Raw genomic sequence first — 26,007 nt, 5'->3', positions numbered from 1 at the left:
AAAGCAAATATTTAACAGGGTTTAACATTTGGGTATAAAAAAACCGCTTCAAATTTTGAAGCGGTTTTTTGAGTTTATAGATTAAAAAACTTAATCGTCTTTTCTGTCTTCTCTTTGTTTTCTGTCGTCTCTGCGATTATCGCGTCCACGATTATCTCTACCTCTGTTATTATCACGTCCACCACGGTCGTTATTCTCTCTTGGCGGTCTAGCAACATAACCTTCAGGTTTCTCTAGTAATGCTTTACGAGATACTTTTTCTTTACGTGTTTTTGGATCAATACCAAAATACTTTACGTTAAAAACATCACCCATATTAACCACATCCGTTACGTTTTCAGTACGTTCCCAAGCTAGTTCGCTTACGTGTAATAAAACTTCATTTCCTGGAGCATCTGTATATTCAACAACAGCACCAAAATCAAGCATTTTTATCACCTTTACTTCGTAAGTGCCGCCAACTTCTGGTTTGAATAACAACGAATCAATTTTAGCTAATACAGCATCAATACCTTCTTGGTTAGTACCTAAAATTTCAACAATACCTTCTTCAGTAATTGGATCTTCATTAATAACAATCGTTGTTTTGGTAGCTTTTTGTAATTCTTGAATTACTTTTCCACCAGGTCCAATTAATGCACCAATAAACGCATTAGGAATTACACGCGTAATCATTTTTGGAGCATGTGCTTTAACATCTGCATTTGGTTGTGCAATGGTTTCAATTAATTTGCCTAAGATGTGTAAACGTCCAGCTTGTGCTTGTTTTAAAGCATTTACTAAAATTTCGTACGAAAGCCCTTTAACTTTTATGTCCATTTGGCAAGCAGTAATACCATCGGCAGTACCAGTTACTTTAAAGTCCATATCACCTAAGTGGTCTTCATCACCTAAAATATCAGATAACACAGCATATTTTCCTGTTTCAGCATCAGAAATTAATCCCATTGCAATACCAGAAACAGGTTTTTTAATTTGAACACCAGCATCCATCAACGCCATTGTACCAGCACAAACTGTTGCCATAGAAGACGACCCGTTAGATTCTAATACTTCTGATACAACTCTTACTGTATAAGGGCAATCTGCAGGTACCATACCTTTTAATGCACGTTGTGCTAAGTTACCGTGTCCTACTTCACGACGAGACGTTCCTCTTAAAGGACGTGCTTCACCAGTTGAAAAAGGAGGGAAGTTGTAATGTAAATAGAAACGCTCTTCACCTTCAAAAGATGGCATATCTATTTGGTTTGCTTCTCTAGATGTTCCTAAAGTAACTGTAGCTAATGCTTGCGTTTCTCCACGTGTAAAGATTGAAGAACCGTGTGTTGATGGTAAATAATCAACTTCACACCAAATTGGTCTGATGTCGGTTGTTTTACGTCCATCTAAACGTAAACCTTCATTTAAAGTTAAATCTCTAACCGCTTTTTTCTCAGCTTTGTAGAAATATTTAGAAACTAATCCGCCAAAATCAGCTAATTCTTCCTCAGTAAAAGTAGCTTTCACTTCTTCTTTAATAGCTTCAAAAGCAGCACTACGCTCGTGTTTTGCCGATGCAGCTCTTGCTACAGCATATACTTTATCGTATGTTAAGTCATGAACTTTTTTAGCTAAAGCTTCATCTTCGCGCTCTGGTTCGTATTCACGAGTTTCTTTTTTTCCAAAAGCTTCAGCTAATTTAATTTGAGCAGCACATTGTACTTTAATAGCATCATGCGCAAACTTAATAGCGTCTACCATTTCTTCTTCCGAAATCTCTTTCATCTCACCTTCAACCATCATTACAGAATCGGCAGATGCGCCAATAACCATATCGATATCAGATTCTAATAATTGAGACTGTGTTGGATTGATGATGAATTTACCATCAATTCTTCCCACGCGTACTTCAGAAATTGGTGTTTCAAAAGGGATATCACTTAATTGAATCGCTGTTGAAGCAGCTAAACCTGCTAAAGCATCTGGCATAACTTCTTCATCATGAGACATTAACTGAATCATTACTTGCGTTTCAGCATGATAATCTTTTGGGAATAACGGACGTAAAACGCGGTCTACTAAACGCATCGTTAAAACTTCGCCGTCACTCGGTCTTGCTTCTCTTTTAAAGAAACCACCTGGGTATCTTCCTGCAGCAGCAAATTTTTCTCTGTAATCTACCGTTAAAGGTAAAAAGTCAACATCACTTTGTTGGTAGTTGGAAACAACTGTACATAACAACATACATTTTCCAGATTGCACAACAACAGAACCATGTGCCTGTTTTGCTAATTTTCCGGTTTCGATGGAAATTGTTCTTCCATCACCAAGGTCTATAACCTCTCTAAAAACTTTTGGAATCATAAATTTTTTTAATTCTAATTAAACAATGGTCGTTGTGTTGTTGTGTGTAGTTGTTGTGTGTTGACCAATGAAAAACTATAATAAGCTTCTTCAAAACGTGTTTATACTCTACGCAGAGTTATTTTTTAAACAAAAAAGAGGCTAAAAAGCCTCTTTTTCTTATTTTCTTAATCCTAATTCTTTTACTATGGCACGATATCTTAAGATATCTTTCTTAGTTAAGTAATCTAGTAAAGCACGACGCTTTCCTACTAATTTCACTAAAGAACGCTCTGTGTTATAATCTTTACGATTCTTTTTTAAGTGCTCAGTTAAGTGGTTAATTCTGTGCGTAAATAACGCAATTTGTCCTTCTGCAGAACCAGTGTCGTTTGCTCCTTTACCGTGTTTTGCGAAGATACCTTCTACTACTTCTTTTGCTAAATACATGCTAATATTGTTGTAAATAATTTTTATGTACACGAAAGTCTATCTTTCGAGCGGCAAATATAGTGTTTTTGAGTTTAAAGTTTAAAGTTTAAAGTTAAAAAGTTTTAAATCTTGATTTGAATTTAAATCTCATTGATAATGAGCTTTGTAAATTGAAATTATGATTAAGCTCTTAAAGGCTGATTTAAAATTAAATCTAAATACTGATTTACTCTGTTTTTCAGGTCTTTTCTTAAGGTTATAAAATCCAAGAAACCATGTTCTAGTAAAAACTCTGATGTTTGAAAACCTTCTGGTAAATCTTTTCCAGTAGTATCTTTCACAACACGAGGTCCAGCAAACCCAATTAGAGCACCAGGTTCAGCAATATTAATATCACCTAACATAGCAAACGAAGCGGTTGTGCCACCTGTAGTTGGATCGGTACATAATGAAATGTAAGGAATACCAGCATCTGCCAATTGAGCTAATTTTACTGATGTTTTTGCTAATTGCATTAACGATAATGCAGCTTCCATCATGCGTGCGCCACCAGATTTTGAAATTACCATCAAAGGAATGTTCTTCTTTAATGAATAATCAGCAGCACGTGCAATTTTTTCACCAACAACACTTCCCATAGAACCACCAATAAACGCAAAATCCATACAAGCTACAACAAGATCTTTTCCTTTAGATTTGCCTACACCAACACGAATAGCATCTTTTAAATGTGTTTTTTCTTGAGCCGATTTTAAGCGATCTGGATATTTTTTAGTGTCAATAAATTTTAATGGGTCTTTTGATTCTAGGTTGGCATCTAACTCTTTAAATTTATTGTCATCAAAAAGAATTTCGAAATATTCTTTACTACCAATTCTAACGTGGTAGCCATCTTCTGGACTTACGTAGAAGTTTTTTTCAAGTTCGTCAGTATCTACTATTTTTCCAGTAGGCGATTTATACCAAAGCCCTTTAGGGGTATCTTTTTTTTCTTGAGTTGTGGTTGTAATTCCTTTTGTTTTTCTTTTAAACCAAGACATAATGATTCGCGATTTATAATTTACGATTTCAGATTTTAAAACCTTATATCGTTATTTGTTAGGGTTTTAGGCTTTTTTTTAACATAGCTAAAGCCAAAAGCTAGATTACAAAATTAAAGTTTTATTTTAATTTTGGTGTAACACCTTACCTTTTTTATTGGTGAAATAATTTTTTGTAAGTATTTATAAATGAAAAAATCCTGCTTTAAACAGGATTTTTATAACTTAATAATACAATTGTTTTATAGTGTATTCACATTGTTTAAATCTTGAAACGCTTGTTTTAAACGCTCAATAAATGTTTTTTCACCTTCACGTAACCAAACACGTGGATCGTAATATTTTTTGTTTGGTGAATCATCTCCTTCAGGGTTACCAATTTGACCTTTTAAGTATTCAGATTTACTACCCATATAATCACGAATTCCTGCCATAAACGCATATTGTAAATCGGTATCAATATTCATTTTAATGACACCGTAGCTTATACCTTCGCGAATTTCTTCAACTGAAGAACCAGAACCACCGTGGAATACAAAATCGATATGATTATGACCAACACCGTATTTTTTAGATATATAATCTTGAGAATTTTTTAAAATTTTCGGAGTTAATTTTACATTTCCTGGTTTGTAAACACCATGTACATTTCCAAAAGCAGCAGCAATTGTAAATTGGTCGCTTACTTTACTTAATTCTTCATAAGCATAAGCAACTTCTTCAGGTTGTGTGTATAGTTTAGAATCATCAACATCGCTGTTATCAACACCATCTTCTTCACCACCAGTAATACCTAATTCAATTTCCAAAGTCATTCCCATTTTGCTCATACGTGCAAGGTATTGTTTGCAAATTTCAATGTTTTCTTCAATTGGTTCTTCTGAAAGATCTATCATATGAGAACTAAAAAGTGATTTTCCGGTTTCAGCGAAATGTTTTTCACTAGCATCTAGCATACCATCAATCCAAGGAAGTAATTTTTTTGCACAGTGGTCTGTATGTAAAATTACAGGAACACCATAAGCTTCTGCCAATGTATGAACGTGTTTTGCACCAGCAATAGCACCAGCAATAGCTGCTTTTTGCCCATCGTTATTTAAACCTTTTCCTGCATTAAATTGTGCACCACCATTAGAGAATTGTATAATTACAGGCGCATTTAAAGCAGCTGCAGTTTCTAATACACCGTTAATGGTATCTGAACCGATTACGTTTACAGCAGGTAAAGCAAAACCTTTTTCTTTTGCTAGTTTAAAAATGGCTTGAACTTCTTGTCCTGTGGCAACTCCTGGTTTTATGTTGTGTCCCATAATTATTTGATTTTGATTTTAGTTTGTAAGTTTCAAAAGTAATCATTTTTTAAATATTTAGGAACCATTTGTAGTCTTTAAAATATTAAAAAGGCACTAAAACGTTATAGTTTTTAAATACTTATTGAAGCTTTAAAAAGGATAGTTTATACCAATATTGTAAACAGCGTTGGAAAAATTATAGTCGTTAAACCAACGGTTTTGGTTTTGGTATGAAGGATCGTAGGTTTTAAAGCCAATATCAAAACGAAAAACAAAAAAGCTAAAATCGTAGCGTAATCCAAAACCTGAACCAACAGCAATATCTTTTAAAGAGCTAAAATTTGAGAATGTTGCATTTGTGTCGGTTACATCATCTAATACATTCCAAATGTTTCCTGCATCTACAAAAATAGCACCGTTTAAATTTGCGAAAATATTGAAGCGTTGTTCTACACTTAATGCTAATTTTAAATTTGCTTCATTAAACTCGTTGCTAGAGGCAGAGCTTCCTGGTCCTAAACGATACGCTGTCCAAGCACGGTTATCATTTGGTCCGCCAGCAAAGAAACTTTTTGAAAATGGTATGTTGTTAGAGTTACCATAAGGTATGGCAATGCCAAAATAACTTCTGGTGGCAAGTATGTTTTTATTACCTAAATTCCAGTGTTTAATATAATCAAATTCGGTTTTTACGTATTGCGAATAGGCAACGCTAAAAAGTTCGTAACGGTTATCAGAATTTTTATTAAGCCCGATGGCACTTGATAAACTTGAAAGAATATTTCCTGCCAATTCTAACTTAAAGCGGAAAATTGAAAAATCGTCATCAAATAAATTGGTTCGTTCATCATTTGTTAAGCTAAAACTTGATGATAATATTAAGTTGTTTTCGGTTAATCTGTTTTTACGTTCGTTAATACTGCTAATGGTTGCCAATTGTGTTGGTGATATTTCATTAGGAGTAGGCGTGTTTAAGGCATAACTTAAAAAAGCATTCGTATCGGTTGGGATGTTTAAATTTTCATTTGGGTTTATGTAATTAACATTTTGCGCTATGTTGTTTAACGAATTAAATGAATTTTCATAAATTTTAAAATAATTTTCAACTTTTAGATTTCTAACGTATTGAATATTAAATACATCAAGTCTGTTTGTAACTTTGCTTGAAGGCGACCAGTTATAATTAAAAATACCGCTAAAGGTTTGTTTATCTAAACCTATGTTGGTTTGACTGGTGGTAGACAAACTAATTCTAGTACTTGGCGACATGTATTTAGGAATAATTTTTTCTGTGTTAAACGGAAAAAAGAATCTGGGTATGGTTAATTTTAAATTAGCACCAATTTCGTTAATATCAAAAAATGGGTCGTTAACATTGTTTCTTGATCCACTTTTTGAAGCTCCAATGGCACCAATAGCCGATAACTCTAAAGTTTCTGCGCCTCTAAAAACATTTCTAATTAATAAACTTGGGTTTAATGAGAATCCAATGGTTTGAATATTACTAGTTGAAGCATCTGTACTGAAACTTAAGCTGAATTTTTTTAACGGTGTAAGTCTAATAGTATCCGTTAGAGTATTATCTGAATTTTCAATGTATTCAATATTTGGGTATTTAAATGTGCGTAGTTCGTTTATGTGTCTGTAAGTAAGAGTTCTATCACTATCTTTAAATATTGTATTTGGTGTAATAAATACAGCATCTGCCAATGCTTTTGCTCTATATTTTATTTTGTTGTAGCTGTAAATTTTATAGCCTTCAAAAGTTATAGAATCTTGAAAAGGTTTGTTTCTGTTTTCAAACGTGTAGTCGGTTATAATATTAACATCTTTAATTTTGTATATGCTAAAAGGTACGCGTTTAACCGAATCTTGAGTTCTAATAGCTCTATCTTGAATTTGAACTTCAACATTAACTTTCTTATTTGTACCAATAGTATCCATTTCAAAATTAATATAATCTTGATTGAAATGGTACACACCAGAATTGCGCAATTCATTAGCAATACGTTCGCGTTCTTGTGAAAAATTATAGGATTTGTACTGTTCGTTTTGCTTAACTATACTATACTTTTTAAATTTTTGATACAATGAATCAATTATGGGTGATTTTATTTTTTCTGAAATACTATCTAGTATAAACGGTTTACCAGTTTCAACAGTATATTCTATATCTGCCCGTTTTTTTTCAGTTTTCAAAATGGTATGGTTTGCTTTTACATCAAACCAACCATTATTTATATAGTAATCTTCTAGTCTTTTAACAGATTTTTCGGCTTTTTCTTCACTAATTATTACTGGTGCTTCGCCCGTTTTTCGTAACCAATTATTAAATCCAATTGCCGATTGTTTAAGTTTATCAAGTTGTTTTTTTGATAGTCGTTTGGTTAATCTAGCTCTACGGTTAGGGCTTTTATCTAACCAAGCCTCAAATAAAGAATCTCTTTTGTTTCGAGCCATGTTGTATATAAACAAACGTAGCGGCATGCCAATAACAGGAATTTTGCTGTTGGGTTTTTGGTATAATAAGTTGTTTATGGTTTCGGTTTGTTCTTTTTTGCCATTTACTAAAACTTTGTTGTTATTAAGTAAATAACTGTTTTCAGGAACTCGTTTTACAGCATCACAAGAAAAGAAGTAGGCTGTAACTAAAACTAAAAGTAGTATTTTTGAGAGCTGTAGTTTCATCTGCTAATTTCTATTTTTTTAAATTGGACAGATGTAATTCGCATATTGATAATTGGATTATTTTACAGAGTTTTTTAAGACTCATTTTAAATGATATTAAAATTAATTAAACGAAACAGGTTTTATTTAAGTGCTTAAATTAAAAAATACGTTTTGCAAATTCAAAAATACATTATTTCTATTGAAAAAAATATTTAAAAAAATTGAGATGCAAACCACTGCATTTTTCATTTCTTTATAAAAAATTACACTCTAATATACTAATATGCTTTCTAAAAACCAGATAAAATTAATAACCAGTTTAAAGCAAAAAAAACAACGACAGCAGCATGGTTTTTTTGTTGTTGAAGGTGTTAAAACCATCAAAGAACTTTTGCAATCTCATTTAAAGCTTCATGCGTTATATACGACAGAAACATTCAATATTGATGCCAAAGTTGAAGTTTTAATTTCAGAAAGTGATTTAAAGCGAATTAGTTTTTTAACAACGCCCAATACAGCATTAGCAATTTTTAAAATACCCAAGCCAAAAGCTATTGAAACAAATGGACTTGTTGTGGCACTTGATGCTGTTAGAGATCCAGGGAATTTAGGAACTATTATTAGACTTTGCGATTGGTTTGGAGTGAAAGAATTGGTTTGTAGTACTGAAACTGTAGATTGTTTTAATCCAAAAGTAATACAATCTACTATGGGTTCTATAGCACGTGTTAATATAAATTACATTAATTTAACCACATTTTTAAAGGAAGCAGAGTTGCCTGTTTTTGGTGCTTTTATGGAAGGTGAAACGGTTTACAAGAAACGATTACCCGAAAAAGGAATTTTGGTTATGGGTAATGAAGCTAACGGTGTTTCAAAAGAAATAGAAGCTATTATAACCGAAAAAATAGCCATTCCTAGATATGGCGATTTACAAGCTACCGAAAGTTTAAATGTAGCTACTGCAACTGCTATTTTGTTGAGTGAATTTAGACGACAGTGAGTTGTTTAGGAGTAAGTTGTTAAGCTGAATAGGTTGTAAACAATAAAAAAATAAGCAGTTATTGAAACGTAAAGTTTATAAAAACACCTCTACTTTTCATGCTGTTTATGTTGCTTGTCCATGGGCTATTTGGATCTTCATCATGTATTAATTCATCATTAATACCGAAAAGACCGCGAATAGATGGTGTGAATTTAAAGTTGTACAAGTAAAAATCGATACCAAAACCAAGTTCGTAATATAAGTTGTTTTTGGTTGTTCTAAATTGCCCATTAGCATTATCATCGGGGTTATCTTCATTACTTGATAAATTTAAGGCTGTAGATATACCTCCAACAACAAAAGGTTTAAAGTTATTGATGCGTTTGGTTGAAACTTTTAACAATAAAGGTAAGTGTATATATGTTGATTTAACTTCGCGAACCAAATCGACATCTGTAAAAGCTGTACCTTGAAAGTAGGATTGGCTATAGTAAAGTTCTCTGGTTGTTATTAATAAACCAGGTTCCATACGCAAATCTAAATAATCGTTAATGCGTAAATTTCCTATTAAACCTACACTAAAACCTGGGCTACGTTTTACGTAAATATCGCGTAAATCATCATTGTAATCAAAGTTGAAATCGTAATTATTAATGCCTAAAAAATAGCCCCATCGTAATAAATTATTATCGGTAGAACCTCGTCCTTGGTTAGCATCATAAGTTACTTTTTCTTTTCTAAATAGCTGTGCATTAGAAGTTTCAATAATGAATAAAATAGATAGTAATGCAAAAAAATGCTTCATAGTTTTATTTTGACGATTTATAGATTGTTGCAACGCCAAAGGTTTGCGGAAAATCTTCAACATTTATAAACCCAATTTTACGTAAAATATTGTTTAAAGCTTCGCCATAAGGAAAAACAGAAGCCGATTCACATAAATATTTATAGGCACTTCTGTCTTTTGAAAACGCTTTTCCAATAAGTGGTAAAATGTTTTTGGTGTAAAATTTATAACCCTGTTTGTAAGGCGTTTTGGTTGGTACAGAGGTTTCTAAAATTACAAATGTTCCATTAGGTTTTAAAACTCTATAAATTTCTTTTAAGCCATTTTCAAGAGTTTCAAAATTACGCACACCAAAAGCTACTGTTATGGCATCAAAGCTATTATCATCAAAAGGCATGTTTTCGCTATCGCCTAAAATCATGTCTATTTTGCTTTCTAAAGCTTTCTTTTTAACTTTTTGCTTGCCTATTTCTAGCATGCCGCTACTAATATCAAAACCTACAATTTTTGTAGCATTGGTTTCGGCTAAATTAATTGCTAAATCGCCTGTTCCAGTTGCAATATCTAAAATAGTATCCGGATTAGTTTCTTTTACTATTTTAACTACTTTTTTACGCCATTTAATATCTATACCAAAGGAAATAACACGGTTTAACCCATCATAATCACCAGAAATGGTATCAAACATTTGAGTAACTTGTTCTTTTTTTCCTAAATCGCTGTTTTTGTAAGGCTTAATTTTAGTCAATGCTTTGTTTTTTTGGCAAATCTACATTATTTATTTCTACTTTAAAACAGTAATTAAAATGTTGTTGAGGTTTGGTTTTTGGTTTTTGGTTTAACTTTTTCAATTTTTAACTTTTAGGTTTATACTTAATTTATACTATATTGCAATACTTTATATGAATTTAAATTAATGAAAATAATTATTGCTGGTGCTGGTGAAGTAGGCTTTCATTTAGCTAAGTTGTTATCTTACGAATCTCAAGAAATTACATTAATAGACCCAAATAAAACAAGTTTAGCGTATGCTGATACACATTTAGATATTAGGGTAATTAAAGGTGATGCAACCTCTATTGCAATATTAAAAGAAGCGCGTATTGATAAAAGCGACTTGTTTATAGCCGTAACTTCAAGCGAAACCACCAATATTACAGTGTGTGTTTTAGCAAAACAATTAGGCTCTAAACGTACCATTGCAAGAATTTCAAATACCGAATTTATACATTATAAAGACGAAGTTGGCTTTACTAAGTTTGGTATTGATGAACTCATTTCACCTGAGGCACTTGCCGCTTCAGAAATTGAATTATCATTAAAACAGTCATCATTTAACGAAAATTATGAGTTTGAAAATGGTGCGCTTACCATGGCAGGCTTAACACTATCTAGATCGGCATCGTTCGTTGGAAAAACAGTAAAAGAAGCTGCTGAAATTTTTCCGGAATTACACTTTGTACCCATTGCAATACAGCGTTTTGGTACACAATTCACCATTATTCCACGAGGCGATACTAAATTTAAGCGTGGTGATAATGTTGTTTTTATAACCTCTGAAGGTGGTGCAGATGAACTTTGTAGACTTACAGGAAAAGTTAATCGAGCCATTAAAAATGTTATGATTTTAGGAGGAAGCTTAATTGGTTACAAAACAGCTAGAGATTTAAGTGAAAAGGGCTTTAATGTTAAGCTTTTAGAAGGAAATAGAGATAGGTCTTTTGAGCTTGCCGAAGTATTAAATAAAGTTCTGGTAATAAATAGTGATGGACGTAACGTAGATTTACTAGATGAAGAAAACATTAGTGATATGGATGCGTTTATAGCTGTTGGCGATAATTCTGAAACCAATATCATGTCTTGTTTAGTAGCTAAATCTAAAGGCGTAAAAAAAACCATAGCGTTGGTTGAAAATATGGATTATTTTGAATTATCACATTCTATTGGAATTGATACTTTGGTAAATAAGAAATTATTAGCAGCTAATAATATTTTTAGATACATACGCCGAGGCGAAGTTGTAGCTATGACGAAACTAAACAATTTTAATGCAGAATTATTGGAATTTGTAGTAAAAAGCACTTCTGCGGTTTGTAATAAAACAATAAAATCAATCGATTTCCCTAGAGATGCTATTATTGGAGGCGTTATTAGAGATGGTGTTGGAATGATAGCACTTGGTAACTTTAAAATTCAAGAAGGCGACCGCGTGGTTGTATGTAGCTTACTTCAATCCATTAAGCGTGTTGAAAAATTATTTCTATAAATATTAAATAGAATAGCTGTTGAAACTTAATTATAAAATCATCTTTCATTTTTTAGGATTACTATTATTGTTTAATGGTGGTTTTATGCTGTTGGCAGCTTTGGTTAGTTATCTTTATAAAGATGGTGTAACATTTCAAATAGCGTTAGCGGGTATACTAACCTTGGTTGCTGGTGTTGTAATCATGCTACTTACCCATAAACATAAAAAAGAAATGAATAAGCGTGAAGGTTACATAGTAGTAACTTTTGGTTGGATTATCATGTCGCTTTGTGGTACATTGCCTTATGTGTTAACAGGAAGTATTCCTAACTTTACAAATGCATTTTTTGAAACCATGTCTGGTTATACCACAACGGGTGCTTCTATTTTAAACGATATTGAAATTATACCTAAAGGTGTATTGTTTTGGCGAAGCACTACACATTGGATAGGTGGTATGGGAATTATTGTACTTGCTATTGCTATTTTGCCATTATTAGGTATAGGTGGAATGCAGCTTTTTGCAGCTGAAGCACCAGGACCAAGTGGTGATAAATTGCACCCAAGAATAACCGATACAGCCAAACGTTTGTGGCTTATTTATTTTGGCTATACAGCAGCTGAAACGATATTGCTAAAGCTTGCTGGAATGTCCTTTTTTGATGCTATTAATCATTCTATGGCAACCTTATCAACAGGTGGATTTTCAACAAAAAATGCCAGTGTTGCCTATTGGAATAACCAACCTGTCATACAGTATATTATTATTCTATTTATGTTTTTGGCTGGCTCTAATTTTGTATTGAGTTATTTTGCATTTAAAGGGAAAGTTCAAAAAATAGTTAATGATGAAGAGTTTAAACTATACTTTAAATTTGTAGCTGTTTTTACTGCAATAGCTGCAATTATAATTTATTTCAAAGCAGATGTTTCTCTATCTTCTATAGATCATCCTATGGTTTGGGGCGAAGCCGAAAGCGCGTTTAGGCATTCCTTATTTCAAGTGCTTACAGTTATCACAACTACAGGTTTTATATCTGCCGATTATACATTGTGGACGCCTTTTTTGGTGGTTTTCTTTTTTGGTCTTATGTTTTTAGGTGGTTCAGCAGGTAGTACAGCAGGTGGTGTAAAAGTAGTTCGGCATTTAATACTAATTAAAAATGGTTTTTTAGAGTTTAAACGTACTTTGCACCCAAGTGCTATTGTGCCTGTACGTTATAACAATAAAGCTATAAACAGATTTATAGTTTTTAATGTGTTAGCTTTTTTTATTCTATATATGCTGTCATTTATTATTGGTGCTTTGGTATTCTCTATGTTTAATATCGATTTTACTTCGGCTGTAGGCTTATCAGCTTCCAGTTTGGGTAATATAGGACCAGCACTAGGTAATTTCGGGCCAGTAAATAACTATGCTGCATTGCCTTTACTAGCGCAATGGTGGTCGTCTTTTTTAATGTTAATCGGGCGATTAGAATTGTTTACAGTACTTATTTTATTTACACCTTTCTTCTGGCGTAATATGTGAAATTTGCTTTAAGGAATGCCAAACAACGCTTGAGTAAAACCTTTTATTTTATCCACTTATTGTAACATTCCTCACAATTTATATACTAATATACAAAGCAGCTTTTTTTAGTTTGATGATAAATGCATTGTTTATAATGCTTTTATCAATCTATATGTTTCACAATTAAAACTTAGAAATTATTGGTGGAGAAGGCGCAATGATGGATGCAAACAATTCATTAAAAAACAATCGTAGCCTTTTAGCAAAACGAAAAGAGACCAAAGCTTTAGAGGGTAGTTATGCTAATATAGAACTTAAAAAATTTCCTAAAGCTACAGAAGCGCAATTGGAAAGTATTAAACATAGAATTCAAAATGAAAATAAACAAAAACGCTTGAAACTGTATGTGGTTTCAGGATTTGTATTACTAATTTTTATTTCATTCATTCTTTATATTCTAAATAAGTAAGTTATGAGTTTTGGTGTTGTACAATCTATGATTGCGTCTTTAAAGAGTAATAGAGATTTATTAGATAAAAGAAGTAAATTAAAAGGTACTTTGTCTGGAAAAGAAAGTAAAAAACTTGAGTTTAAAAGTTTAAAAGCAACCTCAGAACAACTAAAAGAGATTAAAGAAAAACTTCAACAAGAAAATAAAATAGCTAGAACTAAACAAGCTATAATGTTTACAATAATTATTGTAATTATTACTTCAATTGTTATGTATTTAATTCTAATTAAGCGCTTTATTAAAATTCTGTAACAAACCCTAATAATTGTGTAACAGCAAAGGTTTAGTGCTACAGTATCTTTGTGTCAAAGGGTAACGTACTCTAATAACCAAAAAAATAAAGCTATGAACAAAGGTGTAAAATCAATTTTAATAATAGTAGGAGTGGTATTGCTGGGTTATGGTATTTATACCATGATAATTCCAGAAACCCAAATAAGTATTGGCGATTTAGATCTTGTAGAAAAACAAGATAATACTAATGCGTATATAACTATAGGTTTAGGCCTTGTAGCATTGCTTATTAGTTTTTTTGGTGGTAAAAAATCTTAAAAAATTATAACGATGAACACAACACAAATTAAAGGAAACTGGAACGAGTTAAAAGGTAAACTAAAACAAAAATATGCATCATTAACTGATGATGATTTGCTTTTAGCTGAAGGAAAACAAGATGAATTAGTTGGCAGATTACAGGAAAAACTTGGCAAAACGAAAGATGAAGTACATAAAATTATTTCAGATTTATAGAAAACTTTAAACTGTCTAGAATAGTTACATTGCATAATAGTTTGGTTGGTTAGTTTAATTATGTAGCAAGTAACTTCTAGACAGTTTTTTAATTTTAAAAACCAATATATGAATGCAAAAAATTACACAAATCACAGTGCTTTAAGTTTAGTGTCGCTTATTGCGGTGGTTTTTATTTTATATGTATTAAAACCGTTTATAGTACCTATATTATTTGCTATTATATTTAGCGTGATGATTTTTCCAATACAACGTTTTCTTGAAAAAAAGTGGCGTTGTAATCGGCTATTTGCAACACTAACATCGTTGGCTATATTATTTGTTTTAACAGCCTTATTTTTCTTCTTAATTAGCACACGGTTGTTGTATTTTATGGATAATAGCGAAGTGTATTCGCAAAAGCTTGGTGAATTATTTCATAAATCGGTAAACAGTTTAGAGCATTCATTCAATATTGGAAACAACAGGCTTTTTTCGCAACAAGAATTTAAGGCAGAAACAATTATTAAAGATAACTTAGATAAAGTTGGGGTAGTGTTAACAGAGTCAAGCAGTCTTTTAAGCGATTTAATTTTAATACCCATTTATATATTTTTCTTCTTGTATTACAGGGCATTTTTTAGAACGTTTTTGTACAAGCTTTTTAGGTCTAAATCAAAATCGTTTATAAACAGCATCTTAAAAAAAGTATATCAAATACAGCAAAACTACCTTTTAGGTTTAATAAAAGTAATTATTATAGTTGGCTGTTTAAACAGTTTAGGCTTACTGCTTTTAGGAATAAGCAACCCATTTTTCTTTGGTTTTTTAGCAGCATTTTTATTGTTAATTCCTTATATAGGTGTAATTATTGGGTCGTTATTGCCTGCAATTATAGCTTTGGCAACTAAAGATACAGCGTGGTATGCCTTTGGTGTTATTGCTGTTTTTGGCTTCATTCAATTTTTAGAAGGTAATTTTATAACACCAAAAATTACGGGTTCAAAGGTAAGTGTTAATGCGTTTGTGGTAATAACATCATTAATTGTATTTTCTATGCTTTGGGGTATAACAGGTATGGTTTTAGCATTACCAATTACCGCAACCTTAAAAATAATTTTTGATAATACACCTGGTTTTGAAGCTTATGGTTTTTTAATAGGCGAACCAATTGATAAACATTTGCAAAGTAAAGCCACAATGCGTTTAAAAAAATGGAAACGCATAAGAAAAGCAAAACAGGTATCTTAAAATAAATTAAGGCTAAAACAAAATGCTTTCTTAACTTTACAATAATTAAAAAGTTATATGAAATTATTTATAAAGTTCGATTTTAATACCATTTGCAAAAAAGTTTTAGAAACAAAGCTTGAAGAACTCAATATAAAATACAAAATCTTAGCTTTTGGTGAAGTTGAATTGTTAGAAAAAATAACGCCAGAAGCTCAAAACCAGTTATATAATTCGTTAAACGAATACGGTATCGAAGTTGTTGAAAACCAAAAAAGCATTTTAGTTCAAAAAATTAAGGACGCTATAATAGATATGGTTTTTAATGAAGATTCGGAAGTAAACGTTAAAAGCTCTGTGTATTTATCTGAAAGATTAGGACATAGTTACGGCTATCTATCCAACTTATTTTCAGAAGTAACTTATACATCTATTGAAAATTTCATAATCATTCAAAAAATAGAATACACCAAGCAATTACTATTAACTACCGATTTAAGTTTAACCGAAATAGCCTTTAAACTCAATTATTCAAGTGTAGCACATTTAAGCACGCAATTTAAAAATGCAACGGGTATTACGCCATCAGCATTTCAACGCATTATTTTAAAACGACGAACCATTTCTCAACAAAAAAACTAACTAACAGTTTATGCCAAACGATTATATACATATTATTCTAGCTGATGATGATGAAGATGATAGACTATTTTTTACCGATGCTTTTGAAGAATTAAATATGAATACAAAAGTAACTACCTTTAATGATGGTGTAGAACTTATGGCATATTTAAACAGCGATGATGCTATTTTGCCTAATGTACTTTTTCTAGATTTAAACATGCCAATAAAAAGTGGTATTGAATGTTTAAACGAAATTAAAGCCAATTCAAAAATGAATGATATTGCAATAGCAATTTACTCAACGTCAGCTTCCGAAGAAGATATAGAAGATACATTTGTGCTAGGTGCTAATATTTACATAAAAAAACCAAGCAGTTTTAAAGATCTAAAAAAAGTTCTTTCAGAAGTGGTATCAATTAACTGGCAATACCATACAAACGGATTAAATAAAGATAATTTTCTAATGCGCTTGTAATGACGAAAGAAGTGTTTTCAAAATCGGCTTTAGTTTTAAGAACCATATTTATCATTAGTGTGTTTCTTATTCTTGTTATTGGCGGTTTTACCTATAAACATATTTCAAATTTAACAAATTCAACCAAGCTTGTACTTAGTACTTATAAAGTAAATGTAGAACTAGAAAAAGTAATTTCATACTTAAAAGACGCCGAAAACGGACATAGAAATTATATTTTAACTAAAGATACCACTTATTTAGAACCTTATTTAACTGCCCGAGAAAAAGTAAACGAATCGTTTGCAGAACTTAAAGAAATAGCAAACCATGGCAACAAGCAAAGCCAAAACTTAAAAACCCTAAGCAAGTATATAGATGCACTTTTTACAAATTTTTCTGAAACAAATGCATTTATAGGCGGTGATGAAACCCTATCGGAAGCCTTTAAAACCAATTTTTTTGAAGAAAAAATAATAATGGATTCTATAAGGCAAAAAATAAACGAAATGGTTGCCTTTGAAAATAAACAGCTAAAAGAGCGCCAACTAGCATACCAAACCAACCTAAAGTTTACACCCTTATTTTTGTACTTAGTACTTTTAGTAACCTTGGTGCTAATCATCATTTCATACAACAAAATAAATAACGATTTTAAAAATATTAAACTGATTAACAATCAATTATTAATATTTAAAGAAGCCGCCATACAACTAGAGGTTGTAGGCAAACATGGCAATTGGATATGGCATGTGGCAAATAATACCTTTGCCTTTTCAGATAATTTATATCGTGTTTTAGGTGAAAAACCAAACGCTTTTAAGCCAACTTTGGAAGCTTACATGGATTTTGTGCATCCAGAAGACAAAGAAAAGTTTGCAAAAGATGTTGAAAACATGATGAAGGTTGAAGATTTACCATTTATTTACTACAGAATTATTCAAAAAGATGGCACTATTAAACACATAAAAGGCTACGGAAAACTTTTAGTAAGTGAAGATGGCGAAAAACGAATAGTTGGAAATATTACCGATATTACCGATGAAATTGAACGTTATCTTGAAATTGAAGAACGCAATTTAGAGCTAGAAAAAAATAATAAAGAACTTTCAGAATTCAATTATGTTGCCAGTCACGATTTGCAAGAACCGCTTCGAAAAATTCAAACATTCATTTCAAGATTAGAAGATAAAGAAGCCGATAAATTTTCAAGTTCGGGTAAACAATATTTAGAACGAATTAATGTAGCAGCAACTAGAATGCGTTTGTTAATTGACGATTTACTTCAGTTTTCAAGAACCAATAAACCCGATAAAGAATTTGTTGAAACCAATTTAAACACACTTTTAGAAAACGCAAAACAAGATGTAGCTGAAACCATTTCAGAAAAGCAAGCTGTAATTACAAGTGCAGTTTTACCAACTGTTTCTGTTATACCATTTCAAATACATCAATTGTTTTTAAACTTGCTTAGCAATTCATTAAAATATAGTAAAGCAGGTGTAAATCCTGTAATTGATATTTCATATTCAAAAGTAAATTCTAAAGAAGACAAAAATTTACAAAAGGTAATTAAAGGTAATTATCATAAAATAACATTTTCCGATAACGGTATTGGTTTCGATCAACAATATGCGAATCAAATATTCGAGTTATTTAATAGGCTTCATAACAAACAAGCGTATTCCGGAACAGGTGTTGGGTTATCAATTTGTAAAAAAATTGCAGATAACCACAACGGATTTATTTTTGCGCAAGGCGAACCAAATGTTGGCGCCATTTTTACGGTATATCTTCCAGAGTAAATTTCTAAAACAAATCAAAATACTACTTAAAGTCTTAAAACAATGTGTGTTAAGGCTTTTTTTATGCTTTAAAATTGGCTTTAGTTGAAATTCTATAACAATCACTAAAAATGCTGTAACACAAAACCTTTAAAGCGGTTGCATCTTTGTAATGTAGAAAAGAACAAAAGGTAATACTTAAAATGAAAAGGTACTTAACACCATTGCTAATTATAATAACAAGTATTTGTTTAGTGGCGTGCGATTTTGATAAACCAGAAAACGAAAACTATTTATATAATAATGAAGCAACATCAAAACGTGTTAAAATAAATATTGAAGAAGCAAAAGTATTATCAGACGTTGCAATATTGAATGAAACTGTTATTTCAATAAGTCAATTATCACAAATAAAAAGTAATGAATATCATGTAAAAAAGATATCAAGCAAACTTAAAAAAGATAATCTAAAAATTAAAAGGCAGTTAAGCGATTTGGCAGAAAAAAAGATAATACTACTACCAAATTCAATAGATGAAACCGTAATTAATGAGTTATTGAAAATTGAAGAAAATAGTTTTTCTGAAACTTATTTAAAAAAGGTAAAATTGATATTGGAAAGTGAAGTTGCACAGTTAAAATACTTGTCAAACATTACAAATGACGTCGATTTTAAAGTACTTACAGTCAAGTTGTTGGTAACGTTGCAATATAATTTAAATCAAATACAAAACATACTTAAAACAAATTATTAATCATTAAAAATTAAACATTATGAGAAGTTTATTATATCTAGTAGCAGTAGTACTTGTAATAGGTTGGGCTTTAGGGTTCTTTGTTTACAGTGCAGGCGGGTTAATCCACATTTTATTAGTAATTGCAGTAATAGCCATATTACTAAGATTAATAGGTGGAAAAGGTGTGTAATTATAGCACAAACTTTAAAAATAGTAAAGGCATCAAAAAGATTGATGCAACATTATAAATCAAAAAAAAATTAATTATGAAATCAAATGTATTAGGCGTATTAGCAGGAATAGCAACAGGCGCAGTTTTAGGTGTTTTATTTGCACCAGATAAAGGATCAAAAACCAGAAAAAAAATAAAAAACAAATCAATTGAAGCTAAAGAAAGCTTAAAAGAAGAGTTTGATGGGTTTTTAGATACCGTTTCAAAAAAATATGAAACGTTAGTTAAAAATGGGGAAGAAGTTCTAGAAAAAGGAAAAAAAGAAGTAAAAGAAACAGTAAACTCTAAAGCCTAAAAAATGGACAATGTAGAAAACATGGCAACAAGTGTTGATAAGCTTTATGAAAAAGCCAAAAAGTACACAGAAACTAGTACCGAATTATTGGCTTTAAAAGCAGTTGATAAATCGGCCGATGTACTGTCGTCCTTAACAGCAATCATACTTATAGTCATTGTTGTTGCCATGTTTACATTGTTTATAAACATTGGTTTAGGCCTTTTTATAGGTAAACTGTTAAATCAATATTATTTAGGGTTTTTTATAGTATCAGCATTCTATTTGGTTTTGGCTTTACTGCTTTATGTGTATAGAGTAGAATTAATAAAATCGCCAGTAACAAATTTGATTATAGTCAAACTGTTGAAATCGAAACATTCAGAGGTAAACATTTTTGATAAACTTAAAGACAACAATCATGAAGCAGCATAAAAGTCAGATGCAATTATTGGATGATGCCATACTGCTTTTGGAAGCAAAAAGAAGGAAAGATTATGACGATTTAAAAGCACAGTTTTATAAAACTTCCGAAAGCTTTAAACCCATAAATATTTTCAATCAAACGGTAAAAGATTTTAGAGAGTTGCCAGAAGTAAAAACAAATCTGCTAGAAACCATATTAAGTATTTCTGGAGGTTATTTTTCAAAAAAACTATTACTCGGTAAATCAAATTCTTTTGTAAAAACCATTTTAGGTTATGTGTTACAGTATGCCGTAACCAATTTTATTTCAAAAAAAGTAAGTGCAGAAAAAGAACAATAATTAGAAACAAAAAACAAGAAAATGAAAACAATAAAAATAACATTAGTAGTAGTTGCAGCATCAATAATATTTGTAGCGTGTAACGATAGCCAAAGAGATATGGCTGAAAAAAAGATAGATAATTACGAGTTTTTTATAGATTCAGTAAGTCGTGAAGCAGCAAATGAAGCAGCTGAAAATTGGGAAGCTATTGAGGCGAATTATCAGAAAATGAAAACCGATGTAAATAATTCCATTGCATCTGTAAAAGAAAATTCAGGGTTGCAAATGGAAATAGATGAAGCAACTTTAAAATATGAAACTTACAAAGCAAAGGTAATTGCAGAACACGAACAAATGGAAGCTGAAAAATCTAAAATGAAAATGCGAGAATCATTATTAGGTAGTCATTATACAGGTGGCGATATGACGTTTACATGGGTAAATAAAGACAATATTTTAAATGTGTATCAAAATTTTGTTAATACGGTTGAAAAAAATAAAGATACTTATTCAAGAGAAGATTGGGATGAAATTAAGCTTTTATATGAAGCTATTGATACCAGAAAGAACACTGTTGAAAAAGAAGGTTTAACAAGTTCTGATAACAGAAAAATTGCAGCATTAAAACTAAAGTTTGCGCCTATGTATACCTTAAATAGAATGGGTGCAAAATCGGAAGAAAATGCACAAGCAAAAAAATAAGAATAAAAATTGATCAATTAACTTAAAAACAGAAAAGATGAAAAAGTATTTAATAACAAGTATTATAATTTTAATAGCAAGTGTATCGATGCATGCGCAAGATATTTCAAAAAACGCACTAGGATTACGATTAGGTGATAGTGATGGTTTTGGAGGCGAAGTATCATACCAAAGAGCTTTAAATGAAAACAAACGATTGGAGTTCGATTTAGGTTGGAGAGATAGTAAAAACTACGATGGTTTTAAACTAGCGGCATTGCACCAATGGGTTTGGAATATAGATGGTGGTTTTAATTGGTATGCTGGTGTAGGTGGTGGTTTAGGTTCTTTTAGTTTTGATAACGGAAACGGGAACGATTACACCGATACATTTGCCTTTGCAGCTGGTGATATTGGTATAGAATATAATTTTAACATTCCATTATTACTATCGTTAGACTTTAGACCTGAAATAGGCTTTGGTGATGAAGTGTATAACAATAATGATTTAGATTTTGATATAGCATTAGGAATTAGATACCAGTTTTAAAATACATACATCATATTAATAACAAAAAAAAGACTGCTTTTTTGAGCAGTCTTTTTTTTTTTTTTTATTAATACAGGAAGCTAAATTTAACTTACAGCTTCTTTAATACGTTTAATAGCTTCAATAATTTGCTCTTGTGAAGCGGCATACGAAATTCTTATACAATCTGGATTTCCAAAACTTTCTCCATCAACAGTTGCTACTAAAGCCTCTGCTAATAAATACATTGAAAAATCAGACGCGTTATTTATAGTTGTTCCACGTAGTGTTTTTCCAAAGAAATAAGAAATATTTGGGAATACATAAAAAGCACCTTCTGGAACGTTTGTTTTAAACCCTTCTATTTCGTTTAATAAACTTAAAATCAAATCACGACGCACTTTAAATTCGTCAATCATGTATTGTACACGACTTGGCGATTCGTTTAAAGCTGTAATAGTAGCACGTTGCGCAATACAGTTAGCACCACTGGTAATTTGTCCTTGCATTTTGTTACAAGCACGAGCAATTTTCTCAGGAGCACCAATATATCCAATACGCCAACCAGTCATAGCAAATGCTTTTGATACACCGTTTACAGTTATGGTTCTATCGTACATATCTTCAAATTGTGCCATACTTGCATGACCGCCAACATAGTTTATATGCTCATAAATTTCATCAGAAACCACATAAATGTTTGGGTATTTCACCAATACATCAGCTAAACCACGGAGTTCTTCTTTGCTATAAATAGAGCCACTTGGGTTACAAGGCGAACTAAACCAAATCATTTTAGTTTTTGGTGTAATAGCAGCTTCTAACTGTGCAGGCGTCATTTTAAAATCGGTAGCGATAGATGTTTTAATTTCAACAGGAATACCATCGTTTAATTTTACTAAATCGGCATAACTAACCCAATACGGACAAGGCATTATAACTTCATCACCAGCATTAGTCATTACCGCTGCAATATTAGCCAACGATTGTTTAGCGCCTGTAGAAACTACAATTTGGTTAGGTGTGTAAGTTAACCCATTATCACGTTTAAATTTGGTGATGATAGCTTGTTTTAAATCGCCATAACCATCAACTGGTGAGTATGAATTATAATTGTCGTTAATAGCTTGAATAGCAGCTTCTTTAATAAAATCTGGTGTGTTAAAATCTGGTTCACCAAGGCTTAAACCTATTATGTCTTTGCCTTCTTCTTTCAACTCTCTTGCTTTTGCAGCCATTGCTAACGTAGCAGACTGTGCCATGTTTAAAATTCTATCGGATAGTAATTGCATTTAAAATAAAATAAATAGTTGTTAGATGTGTAAAGCTGGTTTCATGCCCATGTCTCTTAAGTGTTTGAAATGTGCAATAATAGCTTTACGGGTAGTTTTATATTCGTTGTATGGTAAGTTAAATTCTTTAGCTGTTTCTTTTACAATTTTTGAAATTTTAGTGTAATGAACATGACTAATATGTGGAAAAATATGATGCTCTACTTGATGGTTTAAACCGCCAGTAAACCAATTGATTATTCTACTTTTAGGGCCAAAATTTACTGTGGTTTTTAGCTGATGTATAGCCCAAGTGTTTTTCATGGTGCCATCGGCTTCTGGTAAAGGCATTTCAGCATCTTCCATAACGTGTGCTAATTGAAATACAATACTTAATATTAAACCAGCTGTATAGTGCATTATAAAAAAGCCAATAAGTATTTTCCACCAAGCAATATCTAAAATTAACATTGGTAAAACAATCCAAATAGCTACATATATAACTTTAGAGATAACTAATTTGCTCCAGTTTAAAACAGGATTTGGGAATTTGCCATATGATAATTTACGTTTCATATAGCGTTTCATTTGAATAAAATCGGTAGTAATTGCCCAATTTATAGTTAATAAACCATAAAGTAATACCGAATAATAATGCTGAAATTTATGGTGCCAACGCCACTCGGTATGTTCTGTAAAACGTAAAATTCTACCAGCTTCTAAATCTTCATCATGACCATGAATATTGGTGTAAGTATGGTGTAATACGTTGTGTTGTACTTTCCAGTTATACACATTTCCTGCAAGGATATAAATACTACTTCCCATTAAGCGATTAATCCATTCTTTGTTAGAAAAAGAACCATGGTTACCATCATGCATAACGTTCATGCCTACTCCTGCCATACCAATACCCATAACAATGGTTAGTAATAGTTGCGCCCAACCAGGAATGTTTAGTGTAAGTAATAAAAAATAAGGTGTTAAAAATAACGAGAACATAACAATGGTTTTAAGCCAAAGTTTCCAGTTACCAGTTCGTTTTATGTTGTTGTCTTTAAAGTAATCGTTAACACGTTTATTAAGTGTTCTAAAAAACTTTGCAGAGTCCGTTCTTGAAAAGGACAGTGTTTGATTTGTCATGCTATTAATTTAATGTTTGTAAATAATTAGTTGGCTATATTAAATACGGCGCAAAGATAGGTATAAACTAAGTGAAGTAATAACGTTTTTTTGTAAAAATATGTGTGTAAAAACTATATTTTTGTTGAAAATTTAACATGAATGGAGCTAATACTGAAATACTTTACAAATCTTACTGATGACCAAATACAAAAATTCCAAAAGTTAGAGTCGCTTTATCAAGACTGGAATTTGAAAATTAATGTAGTATCTAGAAAAGATATTGACGAACTTTATTTGCGCCATGTTTTACATTCTTTAGGTATTGCAAAAGTAATACAGTTTAATGATGGTACAAAAATTTTAGATGTTGGAACAGGTGGTGGTTTTCCTGGAATTCCGTTGGCTATTTTGTTTCCAAATTGCGCGTTTCATTTAGTTGATAGTATTGCTAAAAAGTTAAAAGTGGTTGATGAAGTTGTTGAGGGTTTGGGGTTAACTAATGTAAAAATAACCCATAGTAGAGTGGAAGATATTGATGATACGTATCATTTTATTGTAAGTAGAGCTGTGGCTATTATGCCTACGTTTACACATTGGGTAAAAGGAAAAATTGCTAAAGAACAAACACACGACCTAAAAAATGGAATTCTGTATTTAAAAGGCGGCGATTTAACCGAAGAACTTCAAGATTACAGAACGGCAACCATTTATAATTTAAGTGATTTTTATACTGAAGACTTTTACGAAACTAAAAAAGTGGTTCATTTACCTTTAAAGTATCGAGGTTAATTATAAATTAGATAGTCCTTTAAAGTTTTCATTAAAAAAGAAATACTGGTTTTGATACCAATAAGTGTTACTAAAGGTTTCAATGTCTTTATAGTTTCCTTCTGGTGAAATTATACTAGCTGCTTTTTCAAAATATAGTTTTGCATTTGTTGCATCATTCGCTTTATAATAAGTTAGTGCTAAACCTAATAAGGCATCAAAATCTAGTGCATCAAAGCGCAATGCTACATTATAGTCTGTTAGGGCTTTTGGGTAATTACCTAAAAACATGAAAGATGTGCCTCTAAAAAAGTAAGCGAAACTATTATTTTCATTAAGCTTTAACGAAATTGAAAGATCTAAATTTGCTTTTTCATAATAATTAATATCTAATAAAAATGCACCTCGTCTATAATAAGTCTCCGCATTTGCATTAGCTAAAATAGCAAGCGAATAATCGTTTAAAGCAAAGGTGTATTTTTCTAAAGCGGTGTAAGCTTCGGCTCTTAAAAAATAGGTTTTTGTTTCGGTTGGTGTTATAAGAATTAGTTTGGTAATATCTTTTATAGAGCCTTCATAATCTGCTAAATCATATTTTGCATGCGCCAAACTATATAAAGCGTCTAAAAAATTTGGATCTAATTCATATGCTTTTTGGTAATCATCTTTAGCACCAATGAAATTTTTTAGACTATATCTTGAATTTCCTCTGTTGTAATAAGTGTCAGCATCTGGTTTTATTAGAATAATTTTAGAATAATCAACAATAGCACCTGAAAAATCACCTATATTATTTTTTGCAAGTGCTCTAAAAAAGTAAGCATCTAAATTATTGGGTTCTAAATCAATTACTTGATTTAATAAATCTATTTTCTCTGTTAAGTTATCGGTTTTATTGGCTTGTCTTAGCAGTTTATTAGCCTGACAATAATTTATATTGTAGTTTAAAATTAATGTTAAAATTAAGAAGGTCTTTTTCATAGCAAAATAAGATTTAATAGGCTAATTTAAGAAATTA

29 protein-coding genes are annotated in these 26,007 nt (G+C 31.3%); 19 read left to right on the top strand and 10 right to left on the bottom strand.

Translation table 11 applies throughout. From position 1 onward, the window contains the following. Positions 1-90: 90 nt before the first annotated feature. The 5 genes from ACFQ1R_RS15560 to tamL all read right to left on the bottom strand — a co-directional run bounded on the left by ACFQ1R_RS15560 (position 91) and on the right by tamL (position 7,777). Positions 91-2,346, bottom strand: coding sequence for a polyribonucleotide nucleotidyltransferase (locus tag ACFQ1R_RS15560; protein ID WP_379927195.1), 2,256 nt, complete (start codon positions 2,344-2,346; stop codon positions 91-93). Between the two features lie 159 nt (positions 2,347-2,505). Then, the gene (gene rpsO / locus ACFQ1R_RS15555) at positions 2,506-2,775 is read right to left on the bottom strand and encodes a 30S ribosomal protein S15 (protein WP_379927194.1); all 270 of its coding nucleotides are present in this window, start codon (positions 2,773-2,775) and stop codon (positions 2,506-2,508) included. 164 nt (positions 2,776-2,939) lie between these two features. Further along, the gene (gene accD / locus ACFQ1R_RS15550) at positions 2,940-3,797 is read right to left on the bottom strand and encodes an acetyl-CoA carboxylase, carboxyltransferase subunit beta (protein ID WP_379927193.1); all 858 of its coding nucleotides are present in this window, start codon (positions 3,795-3,797) and stop codon (positions 2,940-2,942) included. Positions 3,798-4,039: 242 nt separating this feature from the next. Continuing rightward, positions 4,040-5,107, bottom strand: coding sequence for a class II fructose-bisphosphate aldolase (gene fbaA / locus ACFQ1R_RS15545; RefSeq protein ID WP_379927192.1), 1,068 nt, complete (start codon positions 5,105-5,107; stop codon positions 4,040-4,042). 132 nt (positions 5,108-5,239) lie between these two features. Further along, the gene (tamL, locus tag ACFQ1R_RS15540) at positions 5,240-7,777 is read right to left on the bottom strand and encodes a translocation and assembly module lipoprotein TamL (protein ID WP_379927191.1); all 2,538 of its coding nucleotides are present in this window, start codon (positions 7,775-7,777) and stop codon (positions 5,240-5,242) included. Between the two features lie 265 nt (positions 7,778-8,042). Here tamL and ACFQ1R_RS15535 point away from each other — a divergent pair, with 265 nt between their 5' ends. Beyond that, complete coding sequence (locus ACFQ1R_RS15535; RefSeq protein ID WP_379927190.1) at positions 8,043-8,762, top strand: TrmH family RNA methyltransferase; 720 nt, start codon at positions 8,043-8,045, stop codon at positions 8,760-8,762. A 58-nt stretch (positions 8,763-8,820) separates the two neighbouring features. Here the strand turns inward: ACFQ1R_RS15535 and porT are convergent, their stop codons facing one another. Together porT and ubiE are read right to left on the bottom strand one after the other, a co-directional pair. Further along, positions 8,821-9,549 carry a type IX secretion/gliding motility protein PorT/SprT gene (porT, locus tag ACFQ1R_RS15530; protein ID WP_379927189.1) on the bottom strand — a complete coding sequence of 243 codons (729 nt, stop codon included), beginning with the start codon at positions 9,547-9,549 and terminating at the stop codon, positions 8,821-8,823. Between the two features lie 4 nt (positions 9,550-9,553). Next, the gene (gene ubiE, locus ACFQ1R_RS15525; RefSeq protein WP_379927188.1) at positions 9,554-10,279 is read right to left on the bottom strand and encodes a bifunctional demethylmenaquinone methyltransferase/2-methoxy-6-polyprenyl-1,4-benzoquinol methylase UbiE; all 726 of its coding nucleotides are present in this window, start codon (positions 10,277-10,279) and stop codon (positions 9,554-9,556) included. A 168-nt stretch (positions 10,280-10,447) separates the two neighbouring features. On the opposite strand from ubiE, the gene trkA reads away from it, so the two are divergent. The 17 genes from trkA (at position 10,448) to ACFQ1R_RS15440 (ending at position 21,846) form a co-directional block, all read left to right on the top strand. Then, a complete protein-coding gene (gene trkA / locus ACFQ1R_RS15520) occupies positions 10,448-11,797 on the top strand; it encodes a Trk system potassium transporter TrkA (protein WP_379927187.1) in 1,350 nt (449 codons plus the stop codon). Positions 11,798-11,813: 16 nt separating this feature from the next. Next, a complete protein-coding gene (locus tag ACFQ1R_RS15515; RefSeq protein ID WP_379927251.1) occupies positions 11,814-13,310 on the top strand; it encodes a TrkH family potassium uptake protein in 1,497 nt (498 codons plus the stop codon). Positions 13,311-13,509: 199 nt separating this feature from the next. Further along, positions 13,510-13,761, top strand: coding sequence for a hypothetical protein (locus tag ACFQ1R_RS15510; protein WP_379927186.1), 252 nt, complete (start codon positions 13,510-13,512; stop codon positions 13,759-13,761). Positions 13,762-13,764: 3 nt separating this feature from the next. Beyond that, positions 13,765-14,055 carry a hypothetical protein gene (locus ACFQ1R_RS15505; RefSeq protein ID WP_379927185.1) on the top strand — a complete coding sequence of 97 codons (291 nt, stop codon included), beginning with the start codon at positions 13,765-13,767 and terminating at the stop codon, positions 14,053-14,055. A gap of 93 nt (positions 14,056-14,148) precedes the next feature. Then, positions 14,149-14,355, top strand: a complete 207-nt coding sequence (locus tag ACFQ1R_RS15500) for a hypothetical protein (RefSeq protein WP_379927184.1) — start codon at positions 14,149-14,151, stop codon at positions 14,353-14,355. A 12-nt stretch (positions 14,356-14,367) separates the two neighbouring features. Beyond that, complete coding sequence (locus ACFQ1R_RS15495; protein WP_379927183.1) at positions 14,368-14,553, top strand: CsbD family protein; 186 nt, start codon at positions 14,368-14,370, stop codon at positions 14,551-14,553. Positions 14,554-14,661: 108 nt separating this feature from the next. Further along, positions 14,662-15,783 (top strand): AI-2E family transporter, encoded by a 1,122-nt coding sequence (locus ACFQ1R_RS15490; RefSeq protein WP_379927182.1) that lies wholly within the window; start codon positions 14,662-14,664, stop codon positions 15,781-15,783. Positions 15,784-15,840: 57 nt separating this feature from the next. Continuing rightward, positions 15,841-16,404, top strand: coding sequence for a helix-turn-helix domain-containing protein (locus ACFQ1R_RS15485; protein ID WP_379927181.1), 564 nt, complete (start codon positions 15,841-15,843; stop codon positions 16,402-16,404). A 10-nt stretch (positions 16,405-16,414) separates the two neighbouring features. After that, entirely contained in the window at positions 16,415-16,861 is a 447-nt protein-coding gene (locus tag ACFQ1R_RS15480) for a response regulator (RefSeq protein WP_379927180.1), read from the top strand. Further along, the gene (locus ACFQ1R_RS15475; protein ID WP_379927179.1) at positions 16,861-18,645 is read left to right on the top strand and encodes a CHASE3 domain-containing protein; all 1,785 of its coding nucleotides are present in this window, start codon (positions 16,861-16,863) and stop codon (positions 18,643-18,645) included. The genes ACFQ1R_RS15480 and ACFQ1R_RS15475 overlap by 1 nt, the downstream gene beginning before the upstream one ends. A gap of 182 nt (positions 18,646-18,827) precedes the next feature. Next, entirely contained in the window at positions 18,828-19,379 is a 552-nt protein-coding gene (locus ACFQ1R_RS15470; RefSeq protein ID WP_379927178.1) for a DUF4142 domain-containing protein, read from the top strand. A 19-nt stretch (positions 19,380-19,398) separates the two neighbouring features. After that, positions 19,399-19,551 (top strand): lmo0937 family membrane protein, encoded by a 153-nt coding sequence (locus ACFQ1R_RS15465; protein WP_372753128.1) that lies wholly within the window; start codon positions 19,399-19,401, stop codon positions 19,549-19,551. A 76-nt stretch (positions 19,552-19,627) separates the two neighbouring features. Next, positions 19,628-19,888 (top strand): YtxH domain-containing protein, encoded by a 261-nt coding sequence (locus tag ACFQ1R_RS15460; protein ID WP_379927177.1) that lies wholly within the window; start codon positions 19,628-19,630, stop codon positions 19,886-19,888. Between the two features lie 3 nt (positions 19,889-19,891). Continuing rightward, a complete protein-coding gene (locus tag ACFQ1R_RS15455; RefSeq protein WP_379927176.1) occupies positions 19,892-20,302 on the top strand; it encodes a hypothetical protein in 411 nt (136 codons plus the stop codon). Next, the gene (locus tag ACFQ1R_RS15450) at positions 20,289-20,633 is read left to right on the top strand and encodes a hypothetical protein (protein WP_379927175.1); all 345 of its coding nucleotides are present in this window, start codon (positions 20,289-20,291) and stop codon (positions 20,631-20,633) included. Before ACFQ1R_RS15455 ends, ACFQ1R_RS15450 begins: the two co-directional genes overlap by 14 nt. A 21-nt stretch (positions 20,634-20,654) precedes the next feature. Next, the gene (locus ACFQ1R_RS15445; protein WP_379927174.1) at positions 20,655-21,317 is read left to right on the top strand and encodes a DUF6565 domain-containing protein; all 663 of its coding nucleotides are present in this window, start codon (positions 20,655-20,657) and stop codon (positions 21,315-21,317) included. Between the two features lie 37 nt (positions 21,318-21,354). After that, a complete protein-coding gene (locus tag ACFQ1R_RS15440) occupies positions 21,355-21,846 on the top strand; it encodes a hypothetical protein (protein WP_379927173.1) in 492 nt (163 codons plus the stop codon). Positions 21,847-21,932: 86 nt separating this feature from the next. On the opposite strand, the gene ACFQ1R_RS15435 is transcribed toward ACFQ1R_RS15440, so the two are convergent. Then, the gene (locus ACFQ1R_RS15435) at positions 21,933-23,117 is read right to left on the bottom strand and encodes a pyridoxal phosphate-dependent aminotransferase (RefSeq protein ID WP_379927172.1); all 1,185 of its coding nucleotides are present in this window, start codon (positions 23,115-23,117) and stop codon (positions 21,933-21,935) included. Positions 23,118-23,138: 21 nt separating this feature from the next. Further along, positions 23,139-24,239, bottom strand: coding sequence for a fatty acid desaturase family protein (locus ACFQ1R_RS15430; protein ID WP_379927171.1), 1,101 nt, complete (start codon positions 24,237-24,239; stop codon positions 23,139-23,141). 141 nt (positions 24,240-24,380) lie between these two features. Here ACFQ1R_RS15430 and rsmG point away from each other — a divergent pair, with 141 nt between their 5' ends. Further along, entirely contained in the window at positions 24,381-25,010 is a 630-nt protein-coding gene (rsmG, locus tag ACFQ1R_RS15425; RefSeq protein ID WP_379927170.1) for a 16S rRNA (guanine(527)-N(7))-methyltransferase RsmG, read from the top strand. Here the strand turns inward: rsmG and ACFQ1R_RS15420 are convergent, their stop codons facing one another. Then, positions 25,011-25,970 carry a tetratricopeptide repeat protein gene (locus ACFQ1R_RS15420; protein WP_379927169.1) on the bottom strand — a complete coding sequence of 320 codons (960 nt, stop codon included), beginning with the start codon at positions 25,968-25,970 and terminating at the stop codon, positions 25,011-25,013. Between the last annotated feature and the right edge of the window lie 37 nt (positions 25,971-26,007).

The sequence above is a fragment of the Mariniflexile jejuense genome (assembly GCF_042675665.1).
Lineage (GTDB): Bacteria > Bacteroidota > Bacteroidia > Flavobacteriales > Flavobacteriaceae > Mariniflexile > Mariniflexile jejuense.
This window is presented reverse-complemented; position numbering and strand designations above follow the sequence as displayed.